We start from the raw sequence: 16,192 nt of genomic DNA, 5'->3' as shown, positions 1-16,192 counted from the left end.
GGACCCAACCGATGACGAATCTCGCTCCTCGGACCGAACCCAACGTGCCCGACGCGACACGGGCCCTCGCGACCGCCGCCGCCGAGCGAGGGAAGAAGCCGCGATCGGCCTGGCGCATGATGTTGCCGACCATGACGCCGTGGCTCGCCGTGGGACTCGTACTCGTCGGAGGCATCGCGCTCTTCGGGCTCGTCGGGCCCCTGCTGGTCGGTGACCCGACGATCATCCGCGACGACGGTCTGCAGCCGCCGAGCGCCGAGCATCTCATGGGGACGACGCAGACCGGGCAGGACGTGTTCGCGCAGCTCGCCTATGCGACAGCCGGCTCGCTGCAGATCGGACTCATCGTCGGCGTGCTCGCGACGATCCTGTCCGCGTTCTTCGGCATCCTCGGCGCCTACATCGGTGGCTTCACCGACGAAGCGTTCTCGCTCTTCTCGAACGTGTTCCTCGTGATCCCGGGTCTGCCGCTCGTCATCGTGATCTCCGGCTTCGTCCCACCGGAGCAGCGTGGCCTCTGGACCATCGCAGTTGTACTCGCGATCACCGGCTGGGCAGCGTCCAGTCGCGTGCTCCGGGCGCAGACCCTCTCCATCCGAAGTCGTGACTACGTCGCGGCCTCCCGAGTCGCCGGAGAACGGGCCGGTCGCGTCATCGCGGTCGAGATCCTGCCGAACCTGCTGCCGGTGCTCGCGTCCCAGTTCGTGTTCGCCGTCATCGCCGCGATCCTCGGTGAGGCCGGGCTGTCGTTCCTCGGCCTCGGTGCGTCGAACTCCTCGACCCTCGGCACGATGCTGTTCTACGCGCAGAACGGGTTCGCCCTCCCGCTCGGTGCATGGTGGTGGTTCGGTCCGCCCGGTCTCATCATCGCCCTGTTCGGCATGGGACTCTCGCTCATCAACTTCTCCATCGACGAGATCATCAACCCCAAGCTCAAGAACGTCCGGTTGCACCGGAAGCGCGCCAAGGTGGCCGCGCGGCTGGAGCGCGCGACGGCGAGGCACGACGCCGCCGACTCGGGATCCGACAGGAAGGCACGCGCATGACGCTCCTCGACGCCCCATCCAAGCGGTCGACCAGACCGGCTGTCGTGACCATCGACGACCTCTCGGTCGTGTACGAGGTCGAACGCCCGGTGACGGCGGTCAAGCACGCGACCCTGTCCCTCGCCCCCGGTGAGATCCTCGGACTCGCGGGTGAGTCCGGCTGCGGGAAGACCACGCTCGCCTATGCCATCAACCGCCTGCACAAGCCGCCGGCTCGGATCTCCTCCGGCAGCATCACCTTCCACGACCGCGACGGCAGTGATGTCGACCTCCTCGCCCTTGAGGACGAGGAGCTGCGGAGCTTCCGCTGGACGAAGCTGTCGATGGTGTTCCAGGGGGCGATGAACGCGTTGAACCCGGTGACGAACGTACGGGCGCAGTTGTGCGATGTCCTGGTCACGCACCGTCCCCAACTGTCGAGGAAGGAACGCGTCCAACGGGCGGGCGACGTCCTCGAGCGGGTCGGCGTCGACCGGGCTCGACTGAGTTCGTACCCGCACGAGCTCTCGGGTGGGATGCGCCAGCGCGTCATGATCGCCATGGCGATGCTCCTCGAACCGCAGGTCATGATCATGGACGAGCCGACGACCGCGCTCGACGTGGTCGTGCAGCGCGACATCCTGCGTGAGATCGTGCGGTTGCGCGACGAACTCGACTTCGCGGTGATCTTCATCACGCACGACCTTCCGTTACTCCTCGAGATCAGCGATCGTATCGCGATCATGCTCGAGGGCGAGATCGTCGAGCTGGGCACCGCGGATCAGATCTATCGCGAGCCGGAGCACCCGTACACACGTCGGCTCCTCCAATCCTTCCCGAGCCTCAGCGGCTCGCGCGGCGCCTTCATCCGGACCGGTATCGACGAAGAACAGGAGGACGCGTCATGACGACGATCCGCGTCTCGGACCTCACGAAGGACTTCACCATCAAGCAGGGGCTGAAGCGGACGGCGTTCCGAGCGGTCGACCGGGTGTCCTTCGACCTCGTGCCCGGTCGGACCGTCGCCCTGGTGGGGGAGTCGGGTTCGGGGAAGTCGACCATCGCTCGCATGCTCGCGCGTCTGGAACGCCCGACATCCGGGAAGATCGAGGTGACGCTCGACGACGGCGCGACGGTGCCCCGTTCGCTCTACCGACGTCACGTGCAGATGGTGTTCCAAGACCCGTTCGCCTCGCTCAACCCCTTCCACACGATCGAGCACCACATCGCACGGCCGATCCGGATCCATCGCCGAGCGTCCGGAGCGGGGGCCGTGCACGAGCAGGTGCTGACGATGCTGGAACGGGTGAACCTGACTCCGGCCGAGGACATGGCGGCACGCCGCCCGCACGAGCTCTCGGGTGGACAGCGGCAGCGCGTGGCCATCGCCCGTGCGCTCGCTCCGGGCGCACAGGTGCTCATCGCCGACGAGCCGGTGTCGATGCTCGACGTGTCGATCCGCCTCGGGGTGCTGAACCTGATGGGGCGACTCCAGCGCGAGGACGACCTCGCCGTCCTGTACATCACGCACGACCTCGCGACCGCACGGCACTTCTCGGACGAAATCCTGGTGCTGTACCACGGACGGGTCGTCGAGCGGGGTCCGGCGGACGACGTCATACTCAACCCCCAGCATGACTACACGAAGCTGCTCGCGCTCGCGGCACCCGACCCCGAGAAGGTCGGCAAGGTCGTGTCGAGCGAGACGGCACCGGACCGGGCGCTGCTCGACAACTCCGTCTGCTACAACCACCACACCGCTTCCTGGGAATCCGCGGACCGGACGCCGGCGCGTGTCTGAGCGGCACGACACGGATGAGGAGCACCTGCTCCGGTGGGCGAACGAGGCGCTGGAACTGGCGTTCGCGTTGGGTCCTGACGAACCGGTCGCTCTCGTCGGCATCGGGTCGCGCGGCGGCGCCGACCGTGCCGTCCCGATCCTCGCGAAGGCGCTTCGGCAGCCGCTCGTGGAGGTCTCCGGTTTCGGCCACGGGCGGTTCCCAGGCAGTTTCCGACACGTCGACACGGTCATCGGGGCACGCCTGCGATATCGGTCGCACACGCGTGACGACCACACACTGCGGATCGAGCAGTGGGACGTGGACACGGGACTCAGCGTCACGAGCGTCTTCGAGCTGTCGCCGGGAGTCAGCGCATTCCGCACGTGGACGGAGGTCACCGCAGGAGAGCCGGTCGTCCTCGATTTCGTCTCCACGTTCGTCACCGGGGCCTTCCTCACCGCGGCCCCCGAGGTCGACGGCTTCGTCCTCGCCGCGGCGGCGAACGACTGGGTCGCTGAGAGCCGCTGGACGACGAAGCCCCTCCGGGACATCGGACTCGCCCGCATCGACCGTGATGTGCAGCATCAGCCGCCCCGCAGCCGCATCCACGTCGCGAACCGCGGGTCCTGGTCGACTGGCGAGCAAGCGCCGACCGCGGTGCTCCTCGCGACTGCCGGCGAGTATGCACTCGCCTGGCAGGTCGAGCACAACGGGCCGTGGGGATACGAGATCGGCGAGACGCGTCACGGTGCCTATCTGCTGCTGACCGGCCCGACGGATCAGGACAACCAGTGGAGTGTCCGACTCGCGTCGGGGGAGCAGTTCGCCTCCGTGCCGGCATCGGTCGCCTTCGCCGACGGAGGCGTCGACGAGGTGCTCGGCGCGCTGACCTGGCAACGACGCGCGACGCGCCACCTGCGTGAGGCGGACCACGCACTCCCCATCGTCTTCAACGACTACATGAACACGCTCATGGGCGATCCGACCACCGAGAAGCTCCTGCCACTCGTCGACGCAGCGGCCGATGCCGGAGCAGACCTGTTCTGCATCGACGCCGGCTGGTACGCCGAGGGCCACTGGTGGGACACGGTCGGCGAGTGGCTGCCGGCCGCGAGCCGGTTCCCCGGCGGCATCGAGGAGGTCATCGATCACATCCGCTCACGCGGCATGGTCGCAGGACTCTGGTTGGAGCCCGAGGTGATCGGCGTCCGCTCGCCGCTCGCGCTCGCGTCCTCGGGACGCGCACTCCCGGAGTCGGCCTTCTTCTCCCGTGGGGGCATCCGCATCGCCGAGCACGGCCGACACCTGCTCGACCTGCGTGACCCGGCCGCCCGCGCGCACGTGGACGGTGTCATCGACCGCCTCGTCGCCGACTACGGTATCGGCTTCATCAAGATGGACTCCAACACCATGACCGGTCCCGGCACCGACGCGGGAGGTCTGGCTCCCGGCGCAGGGCTCCTGGAGCACAACCGGGCGCTGCTCGGTCTGCTCGACGACGTGCAGGAGCGTCACCCGTCGCTGCTCATCGAGAGCTGTGCCTCCGGCGCGATGCGGATGGACTCGGCGATGCTCTCCCGCCTGCACCTCCAGTCGACCTCCGATCAGCAGGACCCCGTCATGTATGCGACGATCGCAGCTGCCGCGCCCGCGTCGATGCTCCCCGAGCAAGCGGGGAACTGGGCCTATCCGCTCACCGGATCCGGCCGGGAGGCGATGGTGTTCGCCCTCGTCAACGGGATCCTCGGCCGCATGTACCTCTCCGGATACCTCAACCGGATGGCGCCGAGCGAGGTCGCCCTCGTACGCGAGGCCGTCGAAGCTCACAAAGAGGTGCTCGTCGACATCGAGCAATCGACGCCGTTCTGGCCGCTCGGGCTGCCCGGCTGGGAGGACCCGTGGGTGTCGCTGGGCCTTCGGAACGACGAGCGCGCACTCCTCAGCCTCTGGCGTCGACCAAGCGCCCCGGAGACCGTCGTGATCCCCGTGCCGCACTACCGCGGACGCGAGGTCGTCGCGGCCCCGTTCTTCCCCAGCGACACCGACGGCTGGACCTGGCGCTGGGATGCACGGTCGGGAGAGCTGACGGTGTCCGTCTCGACAAAGGCGCCCACCGCCCGAGTCCTCATCCTCACCCCTGAACCCGAATCACCGACCACCACGAAGGATGCCCGGCATGACCAGTAGCACCGAGACGACCGAGCCCAGCCGACCGATGACCGCGGCCTGGCCCACCGAGACGCTCTCGTTCGGTGGCGACTACAGTCCCGAGCAATGGCCGTGGGAGACCGTCCTGGAGGACATGGAGTTGATGCGCGAGGCCGGCGTCAACCTCGTGACGCTCGGGGTGTTCTCCTGGGTCGTCCATGAGCCGCGGGAGGGTGTGTTCGACTTCACCTGGATCGATCGGATGCTCGACCTACTGCACGAGAACGGGATCGCGGTGGACCTCGCGACGCCGACCGCCGCGGTGCCGATGTGGCTGCACCGTCTCCACCCGGAGATCCTGCCGCAGGACGAACACGGGCACCCGCTCGCGCCCGGCGGCCGCCTCGGCTTCTGCCCGTCGTCACAGGTCTTCCGGCGGTTCGCAGTGCGCATCGTCGAGCGACTCGCCGCGCACGTCGCCGGTCACCCGGCGGTCCGGATGTGGCACGTCAGCAACGAGCTGGGCGGTGGGAACGCGCGTTGTCATTGCGCGGTGTCGAACAACCGTTTCCGCGAGTGGGTGGAGACGAAGTACTCGACCGTCGAAACGCTCAACGACGCCTGGGGCATGGCGTTCTGGGGGAACAGCTACTCCTCGTTCGAAGAGGTCACGACCCCGAGCGGGGCCACAGCGCACAATCCGGGCCAGCTGCTCGACTACGAGCGGTTCTCGTCGGACGAGCTCCTGGAGCAGTATCGCGCCGAGCGTGCGGTACTGCTCCGACACACGCCCGAGCTACCCGTCACCACGAACTTCATGGTCGGGCTGGGTCCGGACGTCGTCGACTACACGCGCTGGGCGGTGGAGATGGACGTCATCGCGAACGACCATTACACCTACGGCCCCGACCCGCTCCGGCACCAGGACCTCGCGTTCAGCGGCGACCGGATGCGGGGCATGTCCGGCGGCGGACCGTGGATGCTCATGGAGCACGCGACCGGAGGGTCGAGTTGGCACTCGATCAACCAGCCCAAGGAACCCGGAGAACTCGCGCGCCACGCCCTGGCTCACGTGGCGCGTGGCTCGGACAGCGTCATGTTCTTCCAGTGGCGCGCCTCCAAATCGGGGACGGAACAATTCCACTCCGCCATGCTGCCCCATGCCGGCCCCGACAGCCGGGCGTTCAGACGGGTGGTCTCGCTCGGCCAGGACGTCGCGGCGCTCGCCGAGGTGCGCGGAACCGTCGTCACCCGGGCAGACGTCGCGATCCTGCACGACAACGAAGCCGGCTGGGCGGTGCGGAGCGGACTCAAGCCCATCAATCGGATGGGTGCTTCCGAGACCGCTCGTGCCATGCACAACGCCTTCTTCGAACGGGCCATCACCACGGATGTGGTCGCCCCGTGGACGGACCTCTCCTCCTACCGGGTCGTGGTCGTCCCCGGGCTGTTCCTCGTCTCCGATGACAACGCGCGCGCCGTCGAGGCCTTCGTCGAGGACGGAGGGACCGTCCTCGTCACCTGGTTCTCCGGGGTCGTGGATGAGGTGAACACCGTGCGCCCGGGAGGGTTCACCGGCGCGTTCCGGTCCCTGCTCGGTGTGGTGGTGGAGGAGTTCGCTCCGCTCGCGGAAGGGCAGACCGTCGCGCTCGACAACGGGTGGACGGCGAACCGGTGGACGGAGGTGCTGCAGACCCCGGCCGCCGAGGCGGGGGTCGAGGTCGTCTCCAGCTACTCCGACGGCGCGGTCGCTGGACTTCCTGCTATTACACGTCGACGGGTGGGGCGCGGAACGGCATGGTACCTTTCCGCCGACCTCGATGCGCCGAGCCTGGGGGCACTGATCGACCAGCTCCTGGAGGAGACTCCGATCGCTCCCGTCGCCGAGGTGTCAAGCGGTGTCGAGGCGGTGCGCCGGTCATCGCCCGACGGGTCCTACCTCTTCCTCATCAATCACCGCGATGAGGAGGGGTGGGCGGATACGTCCGGCCGCGATCTGCTGACCGGTATGACGCACACCGGTCGCGTCGTCCTCGCGCCAGGCTCCGTCGTCGTCTTGCGGGAGGGTGTCTGATCGCCTGGGCCAACGACCGCGCCCGGGGACAGGGCACGGTTGATCGACATGACGGCTGCCGCCCTGGCCCACTCGGAGAGGTCGAAGGCTCGGACGTCCAGCGCGAAGGAGCCACCGTCCCACGCCCGGGACCGCGGCCTTCTCGCCCGGTACCGCGAGATCGGGTCAAGCCTCGGGGATCTCGCGGCCGAAGGCCCCGAGGGTGACTGCTTCGGGCTCGGGGCCGCCGCGGACGCCGGTCTCGAGGGCGTCGATCTGCGCGAGCTCGTCATCGGTGAGGGCGAAGTCGAACACGTCGAGGTTCTCCGCGATGCGCTCGGGCTTGGTGGACTTCGGGATGACCTGGCGGCCCTGCTGGATGTGCCAGCGGAGCATCACCTGAGCGGCCGACTTGCCGTACCGCTCACCGATGCCGAGGATGACGGGTTCGTCGAAGCTCCGTCGCGGAGCGTCGCGGTAGGACGTGATGCCGCCGATCGGTGACCACGCCTGGGTGAGGATGCCGTGCTCAGTACCGAACGCGTGGACCTCGCGCTGCTGGAAGTACGGGTGGACCTCGATCTGGTTGACCGCGGGCACGACGCTCGTCGCGTCGAGGAGGCGGGTCAGGTGATCGACCATGAAGTTGCTCACGCCGATCGCCCGGACCTTGCCGTCGGCGAGGAGCTGTTCGAGGGCCCGGTACGCACCGATGGTCTGCTCGAACTCGCTCGGGAGAGCCTGGTGGAGGATGACCAGGTCGAGCTGTTCGACACCCAACTTGCCGGCGCTCTTGGTGAAGGAGTGCAACGTCTCGTCGTAGCCGTAGTCGCTGATCCAGATCTTCGTCTCGATGAAGACCTCGGAACGGTCGAGGCCGGATGAGGCGATCGCGTCACCGACCCCGCGCTCGTTCGCGTAGGCGGCCGCGGTGTCGATGTGGCGGTAGCCGGCTTGCAGGGCGGCGGTGACCGCGGCGGTGGTCTCATCCGGCGGGGTCTGGAAGACGCCGAGCCCGAGAGCGGGGATGACGACGCCGTTGTTCAGAGTGAAAGTGTCCATACGTCGACGCTACGAGCACGGCCCAGCGGGGTGGGAGTTAAGGACGGTACCTCCCACGAGCGATCGCGGCGACGTACCGTTACAGGGTGGACATCACAGCGCAGGTGCAGCAGTTCCTGACCAGTCGACGTGCGAAACTCACGCCGCACGACGCTGGGCTCCCGGACCTGGGCGGCCAGCGGCGCGTCGCGGGGCTTCGCCGCGAGGAGGTCGCGATGCTCTCCGGTGTCAGCGTCGACTACTACGTCCGGCTCGAACGCGGCAACCTCGCCGGCGTCTCCGAGAGCGTCCTCGAAGCGCTGTCACGCGCCCTGCAACTCGACGAGGCCGAGCACGCCCACCTGCTCGATCTTGCTCACGCCGCGAACGCCTCCCCGGTCGCACGCCGAAGAACACCTGCGAACCGGGTCCGCCCGACGATCCAACGACTCCTCGACAGCATGGGTGCCCCCGCCGTCATCAGGAACGGACGATCCGACATGCTCGCCACCAACACGCTCGGACGGGCACTGTACGCACCGATGTTCATCGACCCGGCCGGGACGCCGAACTCCGCGCGGTTCACGTTCCTAGACCCTCGCTCGAAAGACTTCTACCCCGACTGGGACCGCCTTGCTTCCGACCTCGTCGCCTCACTTCGCGGTGAAGCCGGCCGACGGCCCTATGACAAACGGCTCACCGATCTGATCGGCGAACTGTCCACCCGGAGCGAATACTTCCGGGTCCGCTGGGCCGCGCACGACGTCCACGCCCACCGCGCCGGTAAGAAACGCATCCACCACCCCGTCATCGGCGACATCGAACTCACCTTCGAAGCCATGGACCTCACCGCCGACGATGGCCTCTCACTCGTCGCTTACGGCGCGGAACCGGACTCATCCTCGGAACAGGCGCTCGCACTGCTCGCGAGCTGGGCGGCCACCCAAACGAACTCCAGACGTACTGATGCGAGGACAACCTGACGACCTGTGTGGACGGATCCGGGTCGCTGGCACGGACCGGGCCCGACCCGGCTCAGCTCACGCTGATGAAGATCGGATTCGTGTACAGCCAGGTGTCGGCCCAGGGGTCGGCTGGGGAGACCGGGTACGGCTGGGGTGCCCGCGGGTCGACCTCGGCGCCGAGCGGACCGACCCCGTGCACTTGGCCATCGCTACCGCGAAGGCGGACGTAGCCGTCCTCAGTGGCCGGCTCGAGCGGCACCACGACACGGAACGGGGAGTCGCTGCGGTCGGCGACGTCGAGCATCTCGACGACTCGGGTGCCTGGTGCGCGCTGTTCGTCACGGTCGGCGACGGGCCCGGTGACGCGCCCGCGGATCAGGTCGAGGTGTGCGAGTCTCGGCGTCGTGCCCCGCGAGGTCGGCGTCGTCGTGGGCGTGACGTCGACCACGAGCTCGAGGGCTGTGCCGCTTTCGACGGTGAGGGTCCCACCCAAGGTGACGCCGGTCTCCGGCTGGTCGGTGGCACGGAGCACGACGGAGAGCCCGGCGACGAGGTGCCCGTGGTCGACCCAGACTCGGCCGGCGCGGATCGCGTCGAGCAGGGAGACGGACGACCGGTCGACGGCCCCGACGTGCGTCCGACTGAACTCGCCCGGCCAGAAGTCGGCGCCGTTCTGGGGCGTGGCCGTGGCGATCGGGTCGGGCCGACGGCCGGCGCGGTTGAAGTTCGCGAGCGTCGCCCCGGCTTCCCAGCCCGGCCCCGTCGGGAAGTCGCCGACGCGTGTCGCGTCGGACTCCTTGAGGTGCAGATCACTGTTCGTGGTGATCCACCAGCGCCTTCCCTCGCTCAGGAGCGAGTCCCATACGCCGCCGACGACGGCCGTGGTCCAGTCGAAGCCGCCGTGCGTCAGATAGGCCTCCGCGGGGTAGCCGGGGAACGAGAACTCGCTGGGGGTGTTCTCGTACTCGCCACGCCGTGAGCGTTCGGTCGCGTTCGCTGCGATCGCTCCGGCCTGGGCGCCGGGAGCGCCCTCCATGCCGACGAACACCTCGGGGTCGGCGTCCTGCCAGGCACGGAGCTCGCCGGGCGAGTCGATGCCGAGGCGGCTCGGGTGGTTCGCCAGGACGATCACGTCGTCGATGACGCCTGCACGTTTCTGGGCGCCGAGCCAGGCGATCCCGTCGGTCGCGTGCACGAGCCACTCGGCGGCGTCTTCGGTGCCGGGGCGCGGTTTCTCCCATCCGTTGAGCTTGCCGTCGTGGTCGAGCTCGAAGCGGCGCAGCACGAGGGTCGTCTGGGGCCCGGGCGCGATCAGCACGGTCGCGTGCTCGGCTCCTGGGATGTACCACTCGAGCCCCTGGAGCACGAGCATGTCGGGGCGAGCCGCCCGCGCGCTGTCGATCTCGCGTGCCGCGTTGAACACGCCGCCGACGTTGGCGTGCCCCTTGTTGCTGTGCTCGGTGAAGGCGATCGCGTCGACCGCGAAACGTTGCGCCTGGTCGAGGATCGTCGTCATCGGGTACTTGGCGTCGTGCGAGTAGACCGAGTGCACGTGGTGGTCGAACACCAGCCAGGAGAGCGCGTCCGGGTCGACGACTGCCGACGCGGACGGCAGCGGCGCGGCCTGGGCAGAAGCCGCGCTCCCGAGCCCCTGGGCGGTCGCTCCCACTGCGACCGTCGCAGCGACGGAAGCCCCCAAGAAGGACCGGCGGGAGAGGCCGGGCCGGGCCGATGCGCCCCGCTTCACCTCGGGCACGGAGGATGAGCCACCAGTTGGCGCGGGCTGCTCGAGGCGGGGATCGAAGGGCATGGCATCACTTTCATCGGACGGACGCGCCGATCGTAGGCAGCGGAGGTGAACCTCGGACCAACAGCCGGTGCCATGAGTGACGCCCCGCGTTTACGACCCATTCACCTGCGTCGGCGATAGTCCTGGCGTCGCCGGGTATCCCCGTCCCGGAGGCCCACCGCACCCACCAAAGGTCCCGATGTCTTCCACCGTTCGCGTCATCCACCGTTCTCCGTTTCGTGCCGTAGGGCGCGCCCTGCTTGTTACTGCAGCGCTCAGCGCCAGCGCGGTGCTCTGCCTCGTCGGCGCCAGTGCTGCCGTCGCCGCCTCGGCACCGGTACCGCTCACGCTGCGCGACACCGCCGGCGCCGCGGTCACGTCAGGTGACGCGCGCGCCGTCCCGTCGTTCGGCTCCGCGGTGCTCGCCGCGGGCTGCCCAGCCGATGCGGATGACGCCGCCCGACTCTCCGTGACGACGGGAGGGGTCACCGTCGTCACGTCTCCGACCGTCACGGTGGCCGCCGGGCAGCCGGTCGAGGTGCCGATGGCCATCTCGTTCGATGAGGTCGTGGACGGCGGCGTCGAACAGGGAGATGCGACCCTCGCGCTCGAGTGCCTCGTCCTCGAGTCGGGTATCCCGTCGTCGGTGGTCACGGCGGCGACCCTGCCCGTCACGTTCGCCGCGGAAACCTGGTCGGTGCCCGGCGCTCAGGTCGAGCCGGTCCCTCCGACGGCCACTCCGACCGCTGGCCCGCCCTCGGGAGGTCCTGGAGCAGGGGCGATCGCGTCGCCGAGCCCGTCGGCCGCAGCACGACCCTCCGCTGACGGAGCCCTGGCGCTGACGGGCTGGCAGCTCGGCGGGGCCGGCGTCGTCGCCGCCGGCCTGCTCGCGGGCGGAGCCGCCCTGCTCCTGCGCAGGCGTTTCCGGTAACCCATCGGCCCGGAGGCTGCGAGGGGGAGACCGCGGTCAGGTCCCGCTCGGGGTCTCCTCATCCGCTGCCAGGTTCTTCTGGACGGCGAACTGCGTGCGATGCAACTCTTCGTACCGCCCGCCGGAAGCCAGCAGCTCGTCGTGCGTGCCCCGCTCCACGATCGAGCCGTCCTCGACCACGAGGATCAGGTCCGCACTGCGGATGGTCGAGAGCCGGTGCGCGATGACCATCGCCGTCCGGCCTTCGAGGGCCTCGCTGAGCGCCGCCTGCACCGCCGCCTCCGAGGTCGAGTCCAGTGCCGCTGTCGCCTCATCGAGGATGACGACGCGCGGCTGTGCGAGGAGCAGTCGTGCGATGGTCATCCGTTGGCGCTCCCCACCGGAGAGTCGGTAGCCACGCTCGCCCACCATGGTGTCCAGCTGGTCCGGCAGGGACCGGATGAGCGGTTCGAGCCGCGCGCGGCGGACGGCGTCCCACACCTCGTCCTCGGACGCATCCGGACGCGCCAGGCGCAGATTGGAGCGGATGGTCTCATGGAACAGGTGACCGTCCTGCGTCACCATGCCCAGGGTGTGTCGCATGGAGGCGAAGGCGACATCGCGGACGTCCGTCCCCGCGAGACGCACGGCGCCCTCGTCGACGTCATACAGCCGCGACAGCAGCTGCGCGATCGTGGACTTACCCGCTCCTGACGAGCCGACGAGGGCGACGGTCTGCCCCGGTTCGATCCGGAAGGAGACGCCGTGCAGCACCTCCTCGCCGCCTCGGGTGTCCAGCGTCGAGACCTCTTCCAGAGAGGCGAGGGACACCTTGTCCGCCGACGGGTAGGCGAAGTGGACGTCGTCGAACTCGACGGACACCGGACCCTCGGGGACGGTGACGGCGTCGGGCTTCTCCCGGATGAGCGGTTCGAGGTCGAGCACCTCGAACACGCGCTCGAAGCTGACCACCGCGCTCATGATCTCCACCCGGGCGTTCGCGAGGCCGGTCAGCGGCGCGTAGAGGCGGGTGAGCAGGAGCGCCAGGGTGACCACCTCACCGGTGTCCAGTTGCCCGGCGAGTGCGAGGAAGCCGCCGAGGCCGTACACGAGGGCGAGCGCGAGGGCGGAGACGAGCATTAGCGCGGTGAAGAAGACGAACTGCAGCATCGCCGTCCGGACACCGATGTCGCGGACGCGGGCGGCACGGACGCGGAACTCCTCAGCCTCCTGATCCGGTCGACCGAACAGCTTGACGAGCGTGGCACCGGGCGCTGAGAACCGTTCGGTCATCTGCGTGCTCATGGCCGAGTTGTGGTCGGCGGCTTCGCGACGCAGCGCGGCGAGACGGCTACCCATGCGGCGCGCGGGTACCAGGAAGATGGGGAGCATCACCACGGCGAGGACCGTCACGAGCCAGGACGTGCTGAGCATGACGATCAGCGTGAGGATCAGGGCCACGAGGTTCGTGATCACGCCGGACAGCGTGCCGCTGAAGGCCTGCTGCGCGCCGATCACGTCGTTGTTGAGGCGGCTCACGAGCGCGCCCGTCCGTGTGCGGGTGAAGAACGCGATCGGCATCTGCTGCACATGGTTGAAGACGGCCGTGCGGAGGTCCAGGATCACGCCTTCGCCGATCCGCGCCGAATACCAGCGCGTCACGAGCGACACGGCGGCGTCGGCCACGGCCACGAGGGCGATCACGACGGCGAGGCGGACGATCGTGGCCACCTCGCCCCGGGCGACGATGACGTCGACCACCTGGCCGGCGAGCACCGGCGTCGCGACTGCGAGGAACGCTCCCGCGACGGAGAGGGCGATGAAGACCAGCAACTTGGACCGGTAGGGCACCGCGAACGTCATGATGCGCCGCACGGACTCACGGGAGATGCCGTGCTTGCCGTCCTTGGCGGTCGAGATCTTGTACAGCGAGCTCCAGGCCGCGCTCTCCATGCTCATTGCGACTCCTCACGCCCCGCTGCGCATGAGCACGTCCCCGACCCCGGTCACGACCCGGGTGGCGACGCGAACGCAGACCTGCGAGAGCGTATCAGCCTCGCCGTTCCCGACCTGAACGCTCTGGCGTCGTCAGCGTTCGGCGCGCAGGGCCGTCCACATCACGACGAAGGCGGCGGCGATACCGAGCACGCTTCCGGCGAGCCCGACGATCATGGCGGGGTGGCCGGTGTCGGCGAGGCCGATCGAGCAGGCGACTACACCGACGCCGGAAGCCATCAGCGCGACGAAGCTGAAGGCGGCGAGGATGAAGCGCTTCGTGGTCCGGGTGGGATCGGGGGCGGGAGGGAGCGACATCGTGTCTCGTTTCCGCCGTCGCGTGGGCTGCGTCGGCTCTTCGGCATCAGGCTAGAGGGCCGCCGATCGATGCGGTGAGGGGGTATCCCCGGTCCTCACGACAGAACGGTCACGAGCGTCTCCGGATCTCGTGGACGAGGAGCCAGACGAGGTAACCGCCACCCACGATCACGGTGACGACCCCCACCGGCAGTGACGTCGGCAGCAGGTGCTGCGCGACGATGTCGGATGCCAGCAGCACGAGCGCCCCGAGCAGAGCCGACGGCACCAGCGCGATGCCGGCGGTGCGGGTGATCCGCTGCGCGATCTGCGGGGCGGCGAGGGCGACGAACGCGATGGGTCCGGCCGCGCCCGTGACGACAGCCGTGAGCGCGACGGCGCACGCCACGAGACCGAGCCGCGAACGTTCGACCCGCGATCCGAGGGCCTTCGCCGCGTCGTCGCCGAGCTCGAGCTGTCGGAGTGATCCGCCGAGCGGACCGAGGGCGATGGCGATGGCGATGATCACGACAGCGGCGGGGACGAGCTGCGCCCAACCGACGCTGTTCAGCGAGCCAGCACCCCAAACGGTGGCGAGCATCGCGACTTCGAGCTTCGCCCGCAGTACGAGGTAGGAGCTGAACGCTTCGAGCATGGCCGAGACGCCGATGCCCACGACGATGAGACGGAAGCCCTGGACGCCTCGACGGTAGCTGAGGAGGTAGACCAGCGCCGTGGCGATCAGCCCGCCACCGATGGCACCGCCCGCGACAGCGGCCGAGCCGGCGCCCGCGCCGATCACGATGATCACGATGAGACCGCCCGCGTACGATCCCGCGGTGAGCCCGATGATGTCGGGGCTCGCGAGTGGGTTGCGGGTGAGCGACTGGAAGATCGCGCCGGAGAGTCCGAGGGCCCCTCCGAAGAGCAGCGCGGCGAGGACCCGCGGGAGGCGCCACTCGAGCACCACCGTCTGCACCAGACGGCCTGGCCCTCCGAGGAACGCCGACGCCACCTCGTCGACCGACAGTGGCAGGTCGCCGAGACACAACGCGAGCAGCGCCAGCGTGAAGAGGACCACGCAGAACACCCCGCACACGACGATCGTGCGCAGCCGGACACGGAGGGAGAGCGAGCGCCGCCGCCACACGACCGCGCGCGGTCCCGTCTCGACCCCGGTCACAGTGCGCTCGCCTTCGCGCGCCGCACGAGGTGGATCAGCACGGGCGCACCGATGAACGCGGTGACGATCCCGACCGGGACGTCACTCGGCCAGAGGATCACGCGACCGATCACGTCGGAGGTGAGCAGCACGGCCGGCGCGATCAGGATCGAGTACGCCACGATCCACCGCTGGTCGGGGCCGACGATCCAGCGCGCGATGTGGGGCACCATGAGGCCCACGAAGCCGACCGGTCCGGCGATCGCGGTCGCCGCACCCGCCAGCAGAGTGATCGCCACGACGGCGAGCACGCGCGTGCGCACGAGGCGCGTGCCGAGTGAGGAGGCGAGATCCTCGCCCAGCGCCAGGGCGTTCAGCGACCTCGCACTGAACAGCGCGATGACGACGCCCGCGAGGACGAAGGGGAGTGCGGGCAGGATGACGTCGAAGCCGCGTTCAACGAAGGACCCGGCGTTCCAGCCGCGGAGCTGCCTGAACGTGACCGGATCGAGGAGCATCATTGCGGTCGTGATGCCGCTGAGCACAGCGGCAAGGGCGACGCCGGCGAGGGTCAGCCGGACAGGATCCGCGCCACCACGTCCCGCCGAGCCGATCAGGTAGACCAGGGCGGTCACGATCAGGGCTCCCAGGAACGCGAACGGGAGGTACTGCACAGGTGTGCGAGCGCCGAGCAGGACACCGATCGCGACGAAGAGCGCCGCGCCCGCGTCGACGCCGAGGATGCCCGGATCGCCGAGCGGATTGCGGGTGAGGCCCTGGATGAGAGCGCCCGAGACGCCGAGCCCCACACCGACGACGAGTCCGGCCACGGTTCGGGGGATCCGCAGATCGAGGACGACCAGATCGGTGACGGAGCCGTCTGGCCTCGTGAGTGCCCGCCAGACATCGCTCGGGCCGACGGGGTGGGACCCCACGAGGACACTGAGCAGGATCGCGGTCGCGAGTGCCGCGACCGCGATCCCGAGCCCCAGCGAACGGCGCCCGCGAGGGGTGCGGGAGGTCACC

13 protein-coding genes are annotated in these 16,192 nt (G+C 69.2%); 7 read left to right on the top strand and 6 right to left on the bottom strand.

Going from position 1 to position 16,192, the window contains the following annotated elements:
- The first annotated feature begins 11 nt into the window (after positions 1 to 11).
- From IFU30_RS09285 to IFU30_RS09265, 5 genes are read left to right on the top strand one after another with little or no spacing between them, the layout of a single operon-like run.
- Positions 12 to 1,046 carry an ABC transporter permease gene (locus tag IFU30_RS09285; RefSeq protein WP_192005009.1) on the top strand — a complete coding sequence of 345 codons (1,035 nt, stop codon included), beginning with the start codon at positions 12 to 14 and terminating at the stop codon, positions 1,044 to 1,046.
- The gene (locus tag IFU30_RS09280; RefSeq protein ID WP_192005008.1) at positions 1,043 to 1,933 is read left to right on the top strand and encodes an ABC transporter ATP-binding protein; all 891 of its coding nucleotides are present in this window, start codon (positions 1,043 to 1,045) and stop codon (positions 1,931 to 1,933) included. Before IFU30_RS09285 ends, IFU30_RS09280 begins: the two co-directional genes overlap by 4 nt.
- The gene (locus IFU30_RS09275; RefSeq protein WP_192005007.1) at positions 1,930 to 2,826 is read left to right on the top strand and encodes an ABC transporter ATP-binding protein; all 897 of its coding nucleotides are present in this window, start codon (positions 1,930 to 1,932) and stop codon (positions 2,824 to 2,826) included. The genes IFU30_RS09280 and IFU30_RS09275 overlap by 4 nt, the downstream gene beginning before the upstream one ends.
- Entirely contained in the window at positions 2,819 to 4,993 is a 2,175-nt protein-coding gene (locus tag IFU30_RS09270; RefSeq protein ID WP_192005006.1) for an alpha-galactosidase, read from the top strand. The genes IFU30_RS09275 and IFU30_RS09270 overlap by 8 nt, the downstream gene beginning before the upstream one ends.
- Complete coding sequence (locus IFU30_RS09265; RefSeq protein ID WP_192005005.1) at positions 4,983 to 7,028, top strand: beta-galactosidase; 2,046 nt, start codon at positions 4,983 to 4,985, stop codon at positions 7,026 to 7,028. The genes IFU30_RS09270 and IFU30_RS09265 overlap by 11 nt, the downstream gene beginning before the upstream one ends.
- Before the next feature lie 165 nt (positions 7,029 to 7,193).
- Here IFU30_RS09265 and IFU30_RS09260 read toward each other — a convergent pair whose 3' ends face one another.
- A complete protein-coding gene (locus IFU30_RS09260) occupies positions 7,194 to 8,069 on the bottom strand; it encodes an aldo/keto reductase (RefSeq protein ID WP_192005004.1) in 876 nt (291 codons plus the stop codon).
- 86 nt (positions 8,070 to 8,155) lie between these two features.
- Here IFU30_RS09260 and IFU30_RS09255 point away from each other — a divergent pair, with 86 nt between their 5' ends.
- Entirely contained in the window at positions 8,156 to 9,031 is an 876-nt protein-coding gene (locus IFU30_RS09255; protein WP_192005003.1) for an MmyB family transcriptional regulator, read from the top strand.
- Positions 9,032 to 9,083: 52 nt separating this feature from the next.
- Here IFU30_RS09255 and IFU30_RS09250 read toward each other — a convergent pair whose 3' ends face one another.
- Positions 9,084 to 10,823: a PHP domain-containing protein gene (locus IFU30_RS09250; RefSeq protein WP_192005002.1), complete on the bottom strand. Its 1,740-nt coding sequence runs from the start codon at positions 10,821 to 10,823 to the stop codon at positions 9,084 to 9,086.
- A 178-nt stretch (positions 10,824 to 11,001) separates the two neighbouring features.
- On the opposite strand from IFU30_RS09250, the gene IFU30_RS09245 reads away from it, so the two are divergent.
- A complete protein-coding gene (locus IFU30_RS09245) occupies positions 11,002 to 11,733 on the top strand; it encodes a hypothetical protein (protein ID WP_192005001.1) in 732 nt (243 codons plus the stop codon).
- A 36-nt stretch (positions 11,734 to 11,769) separates the two neighbouring features.
- On the opposite strand, the gene IFU30_RS09240 is transcribed toward IFU30_RS09245, so the two are convergent.
- The 4 genes from IFU30_RS09240 to IFU30_RS09225 all read right to left on the bottom strand — a co-directional run bounded on the left by IFU30_RS09240 (position 11,770) and on the right by IFU30_RS09225 (position 16,191).
- On the bottom strand, positions 11,770 to 13,671 hold the full coding sequence (locus IFU30_RS09240) for an ABC transporter ATP-binding protein (protein WP_192005000.1): 1,902 nt from the start codon (positions 13,669 to 13,671) through the stop codon (positions 11,770 to 11,772).
- A gap of 129 nt (positions 13,672 to 13,800) precedes the next feature.
- Positions 13,801 to 14,025, bottom strand: a complete 225-nt coding sequence (locus IFU30_RS09235) for a hypothetical protein (RefSeq protein WP_079705792.1) — start codon at positions 14,023 to 14,025, stop codon at positions 13,801 to 13,803.
- A 109-nt stretch (positions 14,026 to 14,134) separates the two neighbouring features.
- Positions 14,135 to 15,187: an iron chelate uptake ABC transporter family permease subunit gene (locus IFU30_RS09230; protein ID WP_192004999.1), complete on the bottom strand. Its 1,053-nt coding sequence runs from the start codon at positions 15,185 to 15,187 to the stop codon at positions 14,135 to 14,137.
- Positions 15,184 to 16,191 carry an iron chelate uptake ABC transporter family permease subunit gene (locus IFU30_RS09225; RefSeq protein WP_192004998.1) on the bottom strand — a complete coding sequence of 336 codons (1,008 nt, stop codon included), beginning with the start codon at positions 16,189 to 16,191 and terminating at the stop codon, positions 15,184 to 15,186. Before IFU30_RS09225 ends, IFU30_RS09230 begins: the two co-directional genes overlap by 4 nt.
- Position 16,192: the final 1 nt, after the last annotated feature.

Source organism: Plantibacter sp. CFBP 8798 (assembly GCF_014841195.1).
In the GTDB taxonomy this organism is placed as follows: Bacteria; Actinomycetota; Actinomycetes; order Actinomycetales; family Microbacteriaceae; genus Plantibacter; species Plantibacter auratus.
This window is presented reverse-complemented; position numbering and strand designations above follow the sequence as displayed.

Bases quoted from the DNA above. Each gene is read 5' to 3' on its own strand.
- IFU30_RS09265 (WP_192005005.1), top strand. From the start codon at position 4,983: ATGACCAGTAGCACCGAGACGACCGAGCCCAGCCGACCGATGACCGCG.
- IFU30_RS09285 (WP_192005009.1), top strand. From the start codon at position 12: ATGACGAATCTCGCTCCTCGGACCGAACCCAACGTGCCCGACGCGACA.
- IFU30_RS09240 (WP_192005000.1), bottom strand. From the start codon at position 13,671: ATGAGCATGGAGAGCGCGGCCTGGAGCTCGCTGTACAAGATCTCGACC.
- IFU30_RS09250 (WP_192005002.1), bottom strand. From the start codon at position 10,823: ATGCCCTTCGATCCCCGCCTCGAGCAGCCCGCGCCAACTGGTGGCTCA.
- IFU30_RS09275 (WP_192005007.1), top strand. From the start codon at position 1,930: ATGACGACGATCCGCGTCTCGGACCTCACGAAGGACTTCACCATCAAG.
- IFU30_RS09235 (WP_079705792.1), bottom strand. From the start codon at position 14,025: ATGTCGCTCCCTCCCGCCCCCGATCCCACCCGGACCACGAAGCGCTTC.
- IFU30_RS09260 (WP_192005004.1), bottom strand. From the start codon at position 8,069: ATGGACACTTTCACTCTGAACAACGGCGTCGTCATCCCCGCTCTCGGG.
- IFU30_RS09245 (WP_192005001.1), top strand. From the start codon at position 11,002: ATGTCTTCCACCGTTCGCGTCATCCACCGTTCTCCGTTTCGTGCCGTA.
- IFU30_RS09280 (WP_192005008.1), top strand. From the start codon at position 1,043: ATGACGCTCCTCGACGCCCCATCCAAGCGGTCGACCAGACCGGCTGTC.